Origin of the sequence: Microlunatus speluncae, from assembly GCF_009299835.1 — a bacterium.
Lineage (GTDB): Bacteria > Actinomycetota > Actinomycetes > Propionibacteriales > Propionibacteriaceae > Microlunatus > Microlunatus speluncae.
This window is the reverse complement of record NZ_VKCZ01000003.1, coordinates 61,558-74,603: the sequence shown is the minus strand read 5'-3', so window position 1 is coordinate 74,603 and position 13,046 is coordinate 61,558. Positions and strand designations below refer to the sequence as shown.

The following is a 13,046-nucleotide window of genomic DNA, read 5'->3' as shown; positions in this document are numbered from 1 at the left end:
CGCACGGGCGGACCAGCCTCGAGGACAGACGAAGGGACAGCTATGCCGAACGTCAAGCACATGAAGTGGTGGGGCTGGGGAGTCGAGGGGGTCGGCTTCCACCACGAGGACAAGCCCGGCATGGCGCCGTTCGTGATCAAGGCGATCGACCTCGACGTGAACGAGGCGCCGGAGCTGAGCATCGACTTCGACAGCCTGGACATTCCCGAGCCGCGGATCGGCGCGGAATTGCTGGCCGAGCTGACCGAGCTGGTCGGCGCCGACAACGCGGTCTCGGAGCCGATGGACCGGATCGTGCACACGTACGGCAAGAGCCTGCGGGACCTGGTCCGGCTGCGCAACGGTGACATCCCGCGGGTTCCGGACGTGGTGCTGTATCCGGCCGACGAAGATCAGATCCGCGGCATCGTCGACGCCGTGGTCGCCGCGGACGCGGTGCTGATCCCGTTCGGCGGTGGCAGCAACATCGCCGGCTCGCTCGAGGCCCCTCGGGACGAGAACCGGCCGGTGATCTCGCTCGACCTGGGCCGGCTGAACAAGGTGATCGACGTCGACGAGGGCTCCGGCCTGGCCCGGATCCAGGCCGGCGCGCTGGGCCCCGACCTCGAGGAACAGCTCGGTCAGCGCGGCTGGACCCTCGGCCACTTCCCGGACAGCTTCACCCACAGCACGCTCGGTGGCTGGGTGGCGACCCGGTCCTCCGGCATGCAGTCGGACAAGTACGGCGACATCGCCCAGATCGCCCGCGGCCTGCGGGTGGTGCAGCCGGGCAAGCTGCTGGTGCTGCGGCCGCTGCCGGGCTCCTCGACCGGTCCGAGCGTCCGGGAGATGATCTTGGGCAGCGAGGGCCGGCTCGGCGTGATCACCGAGGTCACCGTGCAGGTGCACCGGCTGCCCGAGGAACGACTGGTGCTCGGCTATCTCTTCCCCAACTGGGAAGCCAGCCTGGAGGCCATGCACGCGATCTCAGTCAGCGACGCCGCCCCGTCGATCACCCGGGTGTCGGACTCCCGCGAGACGGCCTTCTCGTTCGCCACCAGGAAGAAGAAGCCCGGCTTCTCGCTGTCGTCGGTGATCAGCAAGGGATTGATGACCGTGCTGGAGAAGCGCGGCTGGGACCTTGATCAGGTCTGTCTGTCCTTCATCGGCTACGAGGGCGGCAAAGATCACGTCGCCCGGCAGAAGAAGCTGGTCAAGGACATCGTCGGCCAGCACGGCGCGATCGTGCTCGGCAAGGGCCCGGGCGAGCTGTATGACCAGAAGAAGTTCGACACCCCTTATATCCGGGACTTCCTGCTCGACCGGGGTGCGGCCGGCGACGTGTCGGAGACCGCGGCTCCGTGGTCGCAGCTGAAGTCGCTCTACTACGGTGTCGTCGCCGCGGCCAATGCCGCCTTCGAGGAGCTCGGCGTCACCGGCTGGATCATGTGCCACCTGTCCCACTCCGAGCACTCCGGCGCCTGCCTCTACTTCACCTTCGCCTTCAAGTTCGACCGGGTCGATCCGCTGAAGCAGTACGACGTGGTGAAGTCGGCCATCCAGCAGGCCTTCGTCGACAACGGGGGCACCCTGTCCCACCACCACGCCGTCGGCGTCGAGCACGCCCCCTGGCTGGCCGAGGATCTGTCGCCGGCCGGCGCGGAGCTGATGCAGGGGCTGTTCACGTCCTTCGACCCGGGCCAGCACCTGAATCCGGGCAAGATCACGGGCTGATCATCGGGCTTGCCCCTTCGACAGGCTCAGGGAATGGAACAAGCCCTCGTGCTCGAGCACGCTTGTTCGGTCCCTGAGCCTGTCGAAGCATGTCCTGAGCCTGTCGAAGGGGGCAAGCCCGATGATCACCCGCCCTTGAGCGTGCGTGCCTCGGCTGCCAGCAGCGATCCGAATCCGCGCAACACCGGGAGCAGCTCGGCCGGCCGGAGCCGGTCGAGGTCCGGGTCGTCCAGCGCGCAGCGTACGGTCTCGTAAAGGCCCCGGCCCGGATCCTCGAACTCCGGGCCATGCCGATGAGCGTCGTCGATCGTGATCAAGCGGCCGAGGGCGTACCGCTGGATCGATCCCGGCTCGCGATCGGCCAGATACATGACGTAGGCGACCGGCCCGATGATCACCGTGGCGCCGAGCTCTTCCCGGCACTCCCGGACCGCCGCCTGATCCCAGGTCTCACCCGGCTCGACCCCGCCGCCCGGCGTGGTCAGATAGGGCGCGACGCCGGGCCGCGTGCGCTTGATCAACACCAGCTCGTCGGCCGGCCCGAACAGCAGCACCCGGCTCGATCGCCGTACCGCGTTCCTGATCATCACTCCTCCGCCGGATCCGCTACCGCCGCGGCGACCGCGGCCAATTCGTCGAGCACCACCCGCACCGCGTGCCGGGCGGCCCGATCGGGCCGGGCCAGAGCGCCGAGATAGCGACCGGCCCGAAGCTCACGCAGCGGCACCAGCGCGAACCGGCCGGCGCTGCGATCCCGCGTGGTGTAGCGGGGCAGCAGGGCGACGCCGTGGCCGGCGGCGACCAGTCGCTCCATCAGGGGTAGGTGCGTGGTCCGCAGCACGACCCGGACCGGAGAGCCGGCCTGCGCCGCGACCGCGGTCAGCACCCGGTCGATCGGGTAGCCCTCGGGTGGCGCGATCCAGTCGTCGTTGATCACGTCCGCCGGCGCAACACTCGCGCTCCCGGCCGCCGGATGATCAAGGGGCACGGCGACGTCGAGCGGCTCCCGGAGCAGCTGGACGACCTTGAGCCGGCCACCGCCGGCGATCCGGCGCTCATCCGAACGGTGCGCGACGACGATGTCGTAGTCGCGGGTCAGCGGCGCGAACTCGGACTGCCCGACGTCCTCGTCGCCGAACACCAACTCGATCCCGGGAAACGCCCGGAGCCGGTCCAGCAGTCCCGGCACCAGCAGCTCGGAAGCCGAATAGAAGAAGGCGATCCGGACCACGCCGCGGGCCTCGGTGCGGTAGGCCTGCCAGTCCGCCTCGGCCTCGGCCCAGGCGGTCAGCACCGAGACCGCGCCGTCGGCGAGGGCCTGGCCGGCGTCGGTCAGCCGGATGCCGCGGCCGAACCGTTCGACCAGCTCGACCCCGACCTGGCGCTGGATCAGCTTCAGCTGCTGGGACACCGCCGACGGCGACTTGCCGGTGGCCTGGGCGGCGGCACTCACGGAGCCGCGCTCGGCCAGCTCCCGCAGCACGGTCAGGTGGGTCCGATCGAGACCACGCCAGGACGACTCCACCATGAAGTCAACCTACAACTACCCGGAGTGAGAATGTGATTGTGCTTCACGGTCAGCGGAGCGCAGACTGGCCGCGTGTCAGTCCGTGATCGTCTGCTCGCCGTGCTGGTCGCCGTCTGTTGGGGGATCAACTTCCCCGCGACCGCGCTGGCGCTGCAGCACTTCCCGCCGTTCCTGATGGGGGCGTTGCGGTTCACCCTGATCGCCGTTCCGACGCTGCTGCTGGTGCCGCGGCCCAAGGTCAAGCTGCGCTGGTTGATCGGGACCGGGCTCGGTTTGGGGTTCCTGCAGTTCGCGTTCCTGTACGTCGGGATGGTCATCGGCATGCCGAGTGGGCTGGCGTCACTGGTGCTGCAGGCGTCCGCGCCGTTCACGGTGATCATCGCCGCGGTGGCGTTGCGGGAGCGGTTGTCCGGGCGGCAGGTGATCGGGGTGCTGATCGCCGTGGCGGGGCTGGCGGCGATCGCCGTGCACCGGGCGCAGTATGCCGCGCTGCTGCCGGTGATCTTGACCCTGTGCGCCGCTCTCGGGTGGGCGATCGGCAACGTCTGCAGCCGCCAGGCGGCCACCACCGAGCCGTTCCGGTTGACGCTGTGGATCTCGATCGTGCCGCCGGTCCCGCTGTTGATCTTGTCGTTGATCTTCGAAGGACCGGCCAGGATCGCCGAGACCATGATCACGGTGGCTACTCCGGCCGCCCTGCCGGCGGTGCTCGGCCTGCTCTACATCGTGCTGATCGCCACCCTGATCGGCTACAGCCTGTGGAACAACCTGCTGTCCCGGCACCGCTCCAGCGAGGTGGCCCCGTTTTCCATGCTGGTGCCGATCGTCGGCGTCGCCTCGTCCTGGCTGGCGTTCGGCGAACAGGTCGAGCCGTTGGTGATCATCGCCGGGGTCGCGGTGATCGCCGGGGTCTGGTTCGCGACCCGGAAGGGTCGGGTCCGGGCGCTCCCCGAGGTGGATCGGGTGCCGGCCGCCTAGGCTCGGGGCATGGCAGGATTCGGCGCTTTCTCGTCCCGGCTGTACGCCTTCTTCACCCGCAACCCCTCGACGGCGCGGGTGGTGATCGAGCTGGCCGGGTTGCGACCCGACGACCGGGTGCTCGAGGTCGGCTGCGGCGCCGGTGGTGCGGTCGAGCTGGCGGCCAGCAGGATCGGCGCCGAACGGGTGGCCGCGGTCGATCCTTCGCCGACGTTCGTGGAGATGGTCGGCAAGCGGGTGCCCGGGGTCGAGGCGGAGGTGTCCGGCGCCGAGAACGTACCGTTTCCGGACGCGTCGTTCTCCGTGATCTACAGCGTCGCCTCGATGCACCACTGGGACGATCCCGACGCCGGCCTGGCCACCCTGACCGCGAAGCTGGCTCCGGGCGGCCGGCTGCTGATCGCCGAGCGGCTGCTACGCCGCCCCGGGCACGGCATCACCCAGGAGCGGATCACCGAGGTCGAGACCAAGCTGTTCGAGCTCGGCCAGGTCGACGTGCACACCGTCGAGCGAAAGGCCGGCCACCGCCGCCTCGCCATCCTGATGTCCACCCGCCCCGCCTGACCCACCCCAAACACCGCCGACCCGTCACATCCGCGGCCGTTTTTGCGGCGTGTCGCAGCGGATGTGACGACTCGGTGACAAGGTGACCGCCGGGTCAGGGCCGACGCCGGCCGGGCGAGTTCGGCGCCCGCGCCCGGGGATGACCAGTCGCGGTCGACGGTAGATGTCGGTCAATCGTGCCGGGTACACCCGGCACGATTGACCGGAGTGATCCTCCGAGTGCGTACTCGGGTCACCAGTTCGGATTGGCGGGGCCGTCACCGTAATCCGGGACGGCGATCCGGGCGCCGCCCTGCTGGGCCGACTCGTAGGCGGCGACCCCGGGCAGCGTGAAGCGCGCGGCCCGCCAAGCGCTGACCGGCGGCTGGGTCTTGGTGGTCACGGCCCGGACGAAGTCGTCGGCCAGGAAGTGGTGCGAGCCCGCGTGCCCGTTGTGCGCGCCCTCGAACTCCTTGGGCAGCCGGGTGCGGTCCTGCACCTTCGCGTTGCCGGAGGCGAAGCTCTGCATCAGCGCCGGGTCGACGTCGCCGAAGTCCTCGGGGATCTCGCCGTCGCTGGTGTAGAACAGGTCGCTGATGTCGACGGTCTTGCCCTTGCGGTAGTTCTCACCCTCGGTCTTGATGCTGTACGTCGCGCCCTTGCCGGACTGTTCCATCACGGCTTCGGTGCCGTAGAACCGGAACCGCGACTCGTGACCGTTCCAGTAGCCGACCCGGCGGAACTCATTGGTCCGCATGGTGCCGCCGTCGGCCAGCTCGAACAGCGCGGTCATGTTGGAGAACTCGTTGGCCCATTGGGAAACGGTCTTGTCGAACACGCCGTCACCGCGATCGTCGGGGATGCCGATGCAGCTGACGCTGGTTGCGTACGACGGCACCGCGCCGAGCACACCGCCCACGGCATGCGTCGGGTACAGCATCGGCGGGAAGCTGGCGGTCTGCTTCCAGTCGTCGCCGCCGCTGTACTGGTAGGCGGCGTAGAAGCCGTTGTCCATGTCGTGGACGTAGTCGCCCTCGGAGTAGAACACCCGGCCGAGCTCACCCTCGGCGATCTTGGCCCGGGCCCAGACCACGGCCGGGTTGTAGTAGCTGGTCTCGCCCATCATGTAGATCAGGCCGGTCTCCTCGACCTTGCGCACGATGGCGCCGATCTCCTCGGCACTGATCGCCATCGGCACCGCCGAATAGACGTGCTTGCCGGCCTCCAACGCCTGCAACACCAACGGCCCGTGGGTCCACCGCTGCGTCAAGATCGCCACCGAGTCGACATCCGAGGCGAGCACGTCCTCGAAGGTGTCGAACGTCCCCGCCAGTTCGTGCTTCTCCTGATGCGCCTTGGCCCGCTCGGGGACCACGTCACACGCGTACACGGCCTCCACGTCGGGATGCAGCTGCCAGAGGGCGATGAAGCTGCGAGCGAACTGTCCCGTGCCGACCACACCGATCTTCATGATGATCATCCTTTCATTCCGACCGGGGGCGGGAGACAGGGGCGGTGTCACCTGTCGAGATCATGACTCGGCCGAGGGACCGGCGCCGCCTCGCCCGACGCCCGAATCGGACGGGATCGGTCGGGGCCTGTGCGGCCTGCCAGCTCAGCCGTCAGCTCCCGCTTGCTCGACCCGATCCAGCCAGTCGTCGAACAGGGCTCGGACCAGCGCCGGCTGCTCGGCGTCCACCGCATGACCGGCCCCGTCCAGCACGGCGAACGTCGCCCGGGGGTAGCGCTCGAGGATGGTCCAGGCATCGCGATAGCCGGTGATGTGGTCCTGCCGACCGGCCAAGATCAAAGTCGGCCGCGACAGCTCGCCGTCCAGCGGGAAGGTGCCCGAGTAGCGGCCGGCGATGCTCGCGGTGACCGCCGGATCGGCGCGCTCGAGCCCGGGCGTGACCCATTCCTGGACGGCCCGCCAGGCCGCCTCGGTCTGCATCACCAACAGCTCCTCGGCCGCCAACTCGGCCGCGCCGATCCTGGCCTCCAGCGCCGGTTCGCGGATCAGCACCTGCCGCGGCGGCACTTCGCGGTCCTCGTGCCGCGGCTCGATCACCGGCACCATGATCGCCAGCCCATCGATCTGATCATGGTGCGCGGCGACCAGCCCGCGGCCAGGTAGCCGCCGTAGGACTGACCGACGACGGCGTAGCGGCCCGGCACCAGCGCCTCGACCACGCCACGCACGATCCGGAAGACGTCGTCGGTGCTCTGCACGTCCGGTGCGGTGGTCAGCCCATGGCCCGGGAGGTCGAGGTAGATCCGGCGCCAGCCCGGGCGCCCCGCGAACACCGGCTCGAGCGGGCCGGCCAGGATCCGATGATCGACTGTGAACCCGTGCAGCAGCACGATGGTGGGCCCGTCCGGATCCGTCGGCCCGTTGATCACGTGATGCACCCGGACTCCGTCGAGCTCTACGTACGGCATCGCAGCTCCCATCGTCGACCTGTCGATCATCCCCGACCGCCGACCTGCCTGGGACGCTCGGCCCGATCCCGCGACCGAGCGGCGACTGGTCGCCCACCCTCCTGATCCCGGTCGAGACGTCACTTGTGCGCCGACACGCCGCCAAAACCGGTGCACAACTGACGGGTCGGCGGGGTTAGAGGACGGAGGTGGCGGCGAGGGTCCAGCGGACGGGGTCGAGGCAACGGAAGGAGGCGATGCCGCGGTGGTGGATCCGTTCGCCCTCGGCGGCCTCGCCCAGGGCCGAGACGGCGAACAGGCGGTGGGTGAAGGGGCGGCCGTGGTGCGGGGCGGTCATCGTGTTCAGGAACCGTTCGGCGCCGAGGCGGATCAGCAGGCTGCGCACCTCGGCATCGAGCAGCGAGCCGTCGTTCTCGTCGTAGCCGAGCGCGGTGAAGCCGGGGTCGCGCTGGAACGCCGCGCCGGGGTTGGCCATGATCCGGCTCCACTCGGTGCCCTGGACGGCCCGCAACGCCTGCATGGTGTCGAACTTGGACAAGATCATCGCGATCGGCGGCGTGGCCGGCCCGAGCAGCAAGATCAAGTTCTCCAGCACCGTCTCCGGGCTGCCGGCCTCGTGCAGCTGCGGCGGCAGCAGATCCTTGAGCATCTCCCGGACCTGGTTCACGGCGGTCGGATCGAACATGAAGAAGACCGAGTCGGCCTGGGCGAAATAGCTCAGGTGCTCCACGCCGACGGTGCCCGCCTCCAGATCCTCACCGGCCACGTCGCGGATCACCAGATAACGCCGCTGACCGCCGTGCACGCCGAGGCTCAAGATCAACGGCTCCCGCTGGTACGCGTCGGCCACGCCGGCCGCGGCGGTCGGCGGCATGATCCCGCGCACCTCGAACAGCGGCCGTTGGTACACCTCGGCGTAGATCCGCCGACTGACATCGGTGGCGAACTTGAGTGACGACCCCATCCGGCTGAGCAGGAAGTCCAGCTGCTTGATCATCACGCCGATGTAGACGCTCTTCCCGGTGGCCCGGGCGCCGGCCAGCGCGATGCAGGTCGCCGAGCCCTCGCGCCACTCCGGCGGCAGCCCGAAGTGGCAGCTCGGGCAGACCTCGACGCCGGGCTGGCTGCAGGTCGGGCAGACGTGGGCATCGGCCGGCAGCCGCCAGTGCTTGACCTCCGGATTGCGCCGGACACTGTGCATCGGGCCGATCCGGACCGCGATCCCGCTGTGGGCCGAGCCGATCGGATCGTCGTACTCCTGACACTGACCGGAACGGCAGGCGAACACCCACTCGCCTTCCGGCAGTCGCCGGAAGCAGCGCGGGCATTTCGTCATGATCATGAAACTCCGATCAACGAGCGTGCGCCGGAGAGCAATGCGGCCACGATCCGGCGCACCTGATCACGGTCCAGCTGTTGATCTTCCGGCGGTACGGGCACGCCGGTGGCACCGTCGGGCTGTTCGCCCGGCTGCTGGCCCTCGCCGACGACCACCGCCCGCGGCAGCTCGGCACCCGGTTGACCGGCCGGCACCGCGTCGGTGATCAGATAGCGGACGACCCGCTCCGGTGGCATCGCCCGAGCGGCGATCGGCGGCACCGCTTCGATCCGGCAGCCGATGTCCAACGGCCGGTCGGCCAGGCCGGTGATCATGGACGCCGCGAAGTCGGCGGCCTTCCCGCCCGGCACCGCGGCGGTCTGCCAACCGATCAGCGTCCCGTGCACCGTCTGGTCGGTGGCGATCACCACGCTCAGTCCGGCGAAGATCTCCAGGCAGGGGCGGACCAGCCGGTCCGGCGACAGCCGGCGCATCGAGGCGGAGCTGTCCAGTCCGACGTCCAACCGGACCCGCCGCTCCACCGGCAGTCGCGGCAGCCCGAGCAGGCCGCGGGCTGCGTCCCGCGCCATCTCCGCCATCGCCGGCAGTGCCTCATCGGTGACCACGCCGACGGTGCTGATCTTGATCCGGCCGGCGTCCGGTTCCATGATCACGATCTCCCGCCGGCTCAGCCCGGACAGGTCGATCGCGTCCAGCACGGCCCGGTCGGCATCGCCGCTGCCGGGCTCGTCCGGCCCGAGCGCCACGGTGACGACGCTCTGTGGCCCGAACACGTCGCCGTCGGGCAGCAGGCTGACCCGGACCGGCTGATCCACCATCGGAACGATCACCTGGTCCGGCCGCCGGACGACCCGAGCCGGCCCATGGGCACCCTCCACCTCGACCCGGAACCGGAGGGTTTCCGACGACTGGGGACCGGCGCCGACCGGCTGGACCCGGATCGCGATCGGCACCGCGTCCACCCGGACCGAGTGGCCCTCGCGCAACAGATAGGTGGTCATCGACCCTTCCTTCTCGTTCTCCGGCCCGGCTCACACCGCACGCTGCTCACGATCCCTTGCCCCGGCGGCCGAGCAGGCCCGGCCCCCGGTCGCCCTGGGCGATGGCCCGCAGCCGGGACTCAGCCTGCCGGGCCAGCGCCCGTTGATCAACATCCAGCCGGGCGACCCGGCGGGCGAACTTGTCGGCGGTGATCCGACGGGCCTGCTCCCACTGGTTGCCGATCCGGGATCCGGCCCATTCCCGGACCAGCACGTTCAGGAACGATTTGCCGTCCGCGGTCAGTCCGCCGACCCACTGCGCTGCCGTACGGTCGACGCCGGCGAGGGCGAACCCGCGGTCGGCCAGCAGGGTGGTGCGCAGCCAGCCTTCCTTGCTGTCGCGGGAGAAGCAGCTCCGCAGCAAGTCGGCCGACTCCCGCTGCAGCTCGAAGCCGCGACCGGAGTTGATCTTGGCCCGGAGTCGCTGGGCGGCCGGCAGTCGAAGATCACGGACCACGTCCAGCACCAGCGCGCAGAGCAGCGCATTGGCCGCGTCCGACGCCAGCTCGCCGGGCAGGTCCCAGGCCCAGAGCGAGCCCGAGATGATCGTCGTCACCTCGCGGTCCTCGGGGATCCGCCGGTCCCGCAACCAGAACTGGTCCCGGGCCAGCCGACGCAACTCGATCAGCTCGGAGCCGGCGTGCCGATGGTCGTCCAGTCCGCTCAGCAACGGATCCCGCAGATCGTCGATCAGCCGTTTCAGCTCCTCGTCCGCCGGCGCGGACTTGACCGTCGGGGCCCACTGCCGGACCCCGACCGCCGCCGGCCAGCGGCGCCGGATCAGCAGCAGATCACCGGCGGGCCAGGGCGGACCGTCGAAGGTCCGCTCCACCTCGGTCGGCAGCGACTGGTACGGCGCCAGGTTGGTCAGGGCCGACCAGGCCACCAGCGGCCGCTCGCCCGGATGGCGCTCCGGTTCGGAGGTCCAGCGGTCGTGCGCCAGCTCGGCCCGGAGCGGGTCGTCCGTGCCGGCGACCAGCCGCCCCAGCGGTGGTGGCGCGCCCTCGTCCGGATAGAGCCAGGCTGCCACCGGCGGGTCGAGCCGGCTGCCGATCGGGCGCCGGTTGATCCACTCCTGACCGGCCAGCACCGGCCGGACCACCCAGCGCAGCGCCGGCTCCGACACCGGACCGATCCGTCCGATCAGCTCGATCGCGCTCGGCTCCGGCCCGGCCGGCTGACCGGGCTGCCGGGGCGCGAGCAGATAGCAGTAGCGCTCGAAGTCGACGACCAGGACCTCCGGCTGTTCCAGGTAGCTCAGCCCGCACCGGGCGAGCAGGTCGATCAGGTGAAGGAGCGCGGTCAGCCGGCCGGCCGGATCGAGATCGGGCGCGGCGGTGATCGCGGCGCAGTGCCCGGGCAGGTCGGTCAGCAACTCCCGCTCGACGACGATCGACAGCCCGCTCGACGCCGGCGTTCCGGTCGGCTCGGGCAGCGGCAGCCGGCCCGGCCGGGCCAGCCAACTCGGCTCGGCGATCGCCCGGCGGACGTACGCCTCGACGACGAACTGACCGGTCTCGGCCCCCATCCGCGCCATCGCCGCCGGGTCACCGGCGATCCGCCAGGCGTCGGCGGCGGACCGGCCGAGGCCGAGCCCGATCAGATCCCGCGCCGTCTGGTGCAGGGCGGCGTTGTCGGCCAGGCCGCGGGGCCCGGTCCGGGTGACCACGGCCGCGGCCTCGGCCACCGCGTCGGCGAACCGCTCGCCGGCCCGGCCGACCGCCATCGCCAGCGGCCAGGCGATCGCGTCCGGCGGCAGCACCGAGGCCTGTCGGGCCGCGGCCGGGTCGTCATCGCGGGCCGGTCGGCCATGATCATCCGGGGGCCGATCGGGCCGACCTTGATCACGCCGGTCCTGATCACGCCGGTCCTGATCATGGGCACTGGGGCCAGGGCGCGCCGGGAGCTGCTGGACGACCCGGTCCAACTCAGCCAGGGCCCAGCCGGCACCGGCCTCGTCACCGAGCACCACCTGAGCCAGCACGGACCATTCGGTCACCCGGATCCGGTCGCCGGCGGCGGTCCGGTGCGGCTCGCCGTCAAGATCACCGATCGCCACCGCCTCGGCCTCGTCGATCACCACCAACGGGGTCTGCCGGAGGGCGCTGCGCGGATCCGCCGCCTGAGCGAGGAGTTGATCACGGTCGACCGCGGGCACGCAGGCCACCTGAACACCTTGATCAAAGGCGATCGGCAGCCCCGAAACCCGTTCCAGGGTGGAGAATGCGAACCGGGCCGCGTGCGGCGCCGCCATCAGCAACGACACGGCCCCGGCCCACAGCGCGGCTCCGTCGGTCGACTCGGTGATCAACACCACCCGCGGCCCTCCGGCCAGCACCGCCGCGGTCGCGTCGAGCAGCGCGGCCAGCACGCCGAACCGGTAGTGCGCCGGGTCGAGCAGGAATCCGATCACCGCCTCGGCCGTGATCATGGGTCCGACAACCGGTCGAAGGTGGTCGGTCAACGCGGCCGCACTCACCTGCTCCACGCCGTACGGAGCGAGCCAGTCGGGCGAGCGCCAGACCTCGATCGGCCGGGTCCCCGGGTCGGGCGCCTCGGGGTGGCGATCAAGGACGACCTGGTTGAAGACGTTGCCGGGCCGACCGGTCGCATCCGGTCCGGCCGGAGCCGAGTGCCACCAGGCCATCGCCGAACCGGACCCGTCTCCCGGCTCGACCGGCGCGTAGACCAGCCGTCGCGGCAGCTCGGCGATCTGCTCCGGCGTCGGGAACCGCGGGATCTCCACCCCCGCGTCGAACTGGGTCGACACCCGGGCCCGCAGCTGATCCCGCTCCTCCCGGCTGAGGTCCCCGTCCTCCTGCTTGATCTGCCAACCCCCACCGCCGACCCGACCCCCGCCCGGATCCGTACCGCCGTCATTGCGGTGGAGCGAGGTATACGTCAGCCGCCCGTACCGCTGCCCCGCCACGTCACCCCTCCCGCCGCCGCACCGAGTTGTCAGAACTGAGGTGCGCTATAGGGCTACTCAGTTCTGACAAGTCGGCTGGGTGTGGGGTCGGGCCGGGGTCGCGCGGCGCTCCGGCGGGCTTGCGGTCTGGGGAGGATCGCTTCGCCGGTGTCCGCGGGCGGGCAGTGACAAGCTCGGGTGACGTTCGCAGGCACCGGACGTCAGGCCCGCTACCCGGCCCGAACGCCAGCTCTTCCGAGGCGTGGCTCCGTCGAGGGTGACGGTTCCCGGCCGATCTGCGCCCACGAAGCCGGGACAAGTCACACCCGGCTGCGGCGAAGGTGCTCTGCGGCTCCGGGAACGACACCGATCGCTCGGAGAAAGACGTGCCTCTGCCCTGCCCTTCGACAGGCTCAGGGAACGAACCCGACCGCGCCCAGCCTCGACCGGAGGTGCCCTGTCGCACGGAGGACGGCCGCTCCGCGCGGGACCTACATCCGGCCTGCCCTTCGACAAGCTCAGGGAACGAACGCGACCAGGCCCCCACTTTTGCCGAGT

11 protein-coding genes are annotated in these 13,046 nt (G+C 70.6%); 3 read left to right on the top strand and 8 right to left on the bottom strand.

Translation table 11 applies throughout. The annotated features are described in order from the left end of the window. The first annotated feature begins 42 nt into the window (after nucleotides 1–42). Nucleotides 43–1,713 (top strand): FAD-binding oxidoreductase, encoded by a 1,671-nt coding sequence (locus FNH24_RS03890; RefSeq protein WP_152360840.1) that lies wholly within the window; start codon nucleotides 43–45, stop codon nucleotides 1,711–1,713. A 125-nt stretch (nucleotides 1,714–1,838) separates the two neighbouring features. Here the strand turns inward: FNH24_RS03890 and FNH24_RS03885 are convergent, their stop codons facing one another. Continuing rightward, on the bottom strand, nucleotides 1,839–2,300 hold the full coding sequence (locus FNH24_RS03885; protein ID WP_152360839.1) for an NUDIX domain-containing protein: 462 nt from the start codon (nucleotides 2,298–2,300) through the stop codon (nucleotides 1,839–1,841). Next, nucleotides 2,300–3,241: a LysR family transcriptional regulator gene (locus tag FNH24_RS03880; protein WP_152360838.1), complete on the bottom strand. Its 942-nt coding sequence runs from the start codon at nucleotides 3,239–3,241 to the stop codon at nucleotides 2,300–2,302. Before FNH24_RS03880 ends, FNH24_RS03885 begins: the two co-directional genes overlap by 1 nt. A gap of 72 nt (nucleotides 3,242–3,313) precedes the next feature. On the opposite strand from FNH24_RS03880, the gene FNH24_RS03875 reads away from it, so the two are divergent. Then, nucleotides 3,314–4,219 (top strand): EamA family transporter, encoded by a 906-nt coding sequence (locus FNH24_RS03875; RefSeq protein ID WP_152360837.1) that lies wholly within the window; start codon nucleotides 3,314–3,316, stop codon nucleotides 4,217–4,219. 9 nt (nucleotides 4,220–4,228) lie between these two features. Beyond that, entirely contained in the window at nucleotides 4,229–4,783 is a 555-nt protein-coding gene (locus FNH24_RS03870) for a class I SAM-dependent methyltransferase (protein ID WP_152360836.1), read from the top strand. Nucleotides 4,784–5,015: 232 nt separating this feature from the next. Here FNH24_RS03870 and FNH24_RS03865 read toward each other — a convergent pair whose 3' ends face one another. The 6 genes from FNH24_RS03865 to FNH24_RS03840 form a co-directional block, all read right to left on the bottom strand. Then, entirely contained in the window at nucleotides 5,016–6,233 is a 1,218-nt protein-coding gene (locus FNH24_RS03865) for a Gfo/Idh/MocA family protein (RefSeq protein WP_152360835.1), read from the bottom strand. Between the two features lie 144 nt (nucleotides 6,234–6,377). Next, complete coding sequence (locus tag FNH24_RS03860; RefSeq protein WP_152360834.1) at nucleotides 6,378–6,839, bottom strand: alpha/beta fold hydrolase; 462 nt, start codon at nucleotides 6,837–6,839, stop codon at nucleotides 6,378–6,380. Continuing rightward, complete coding sequence (locus FNH24_RS03855; RefSeq protein ID WP_161605973.1) at nucleotides 6,827–7,201, bottom strand: alpha/beta fold hydrolase; 375 nt, start codon at nucleotides 7,199–7,201, stop codon at nucleotides 6,827–6,829. Before FNH24_RS03855 ends, FNH24_RS03860 begins: the two co-directional genes overlap by 13 nt. 175 nt (nucleotides 7,202–7,376) lie before the next feature. Beyond that, a complete protein-coding gene (locus FNH24_RS03850) occupies nucleotides 7,377–8,543 on the bottom strand; it encodes a zinc ribbon domain-containing protein (RefSeq protein ID WP_152360832.1) in 1,167 nt (388 codons plus the stop codon). Continuing rightward, nucleotides 8,540–9,541 carry a hypothetical protein gene (locus FNH24_RS03845; protein ID WP_152360831.1) on the bottom strand — a complete coding sequence of 334 codons (1,002 nt, stop codon included), beginning with the start codon at nucleotides 9,539–9,541 and terminating at the stop codon, nucleotides 8,540–8,542. The genes FNH24_RS03850 and FNH24_RS03845 overlap by 4 nt, the downstream gene beginning before the upstream one ends. A 46-nt stretch (nucleotides 9,542–9,587) precedes the next feature. Further along, nucleotides 9,588–12,509, bottom strand: coding sequence for a GAP1-N2 domain-containing protein (locus FNH24_RS03840; RefSeq protein WP_152360830.1), 2,922 nt, complete (start codon nucleotides 12,507–12,509; stop codon nucleotides 9,588–9,590). Between the last annotated feature and the right edge of the window lie 537 nt (nucleotides 12,510–13,046).

Bases quoted from the DNA above. Each gene is read 5' to 3' on its own strand.
- FNH24_RS03890 (WP_152360840.1), top strand. From the start codon at position 43: ATGCCGAACGTCAAGCACATGAAGTGGTGGGGCTGGGGAGTCGAGGGG.
- FNH24_RS03885 (WP_152360839.1), bottom strand. From the start codon at position 2,300: ATGATCAGGAACGCGGTACGGCGATCGAGCCGGGTGCTGCTGTTCGGG.
- FNH24_RS03880 (WP_152360838.1), bottom strand. From the start codon at position 3,241: ATGGTGGAGTCGTCCTGGCGTGGTCTCGATCGGACCCACCTGACCGTG.
- FNH24_RS03870 (WP_152360836.1), top strand. From the start codon at position 4,229: ATGGCAGGATTCGGCGCTTTCTCGTCCCGGCTGTACGCCTTCTTCACC.
- FNH24_RS03865 (WP_152360835.1), bottom strand. From the start codon at position 6,233: ATGAAGATCGGTGTGGTCGGCACGGGACAGTTCGCTCGCAGCTTCATC.
- FNH24_RS03860 (WP_152360834.1), bottom strand. From the start codon at position 6,839: ATGGTGCCGGTGATCGAGCCGCGGCACGAGGACCGCGAAGTGCCGCCG.
- FNH24_RS03855 (WP_161605973.1), bottom strand. From the start codon at position 7,201: ATGCCGTACGTAGAGCTCGACGGAGTCCGGGTGCATCACGTGATCAAC.
- FNH24_RS03850 (WP_152360832.1), bottom strand. From the start codon at position 8,543: ATGATCATGACGAAATGCCCGCGCTGCTTCCGGCGACTGCCGGAAGGC.
- FNH24_RS03845 (WP_152360831.1), bottom strand. From the start codon at position 9,541: ATGACCACCTATCTGTTGCGCGAGGGCCACTCGGTCCGGGTGGACGCG.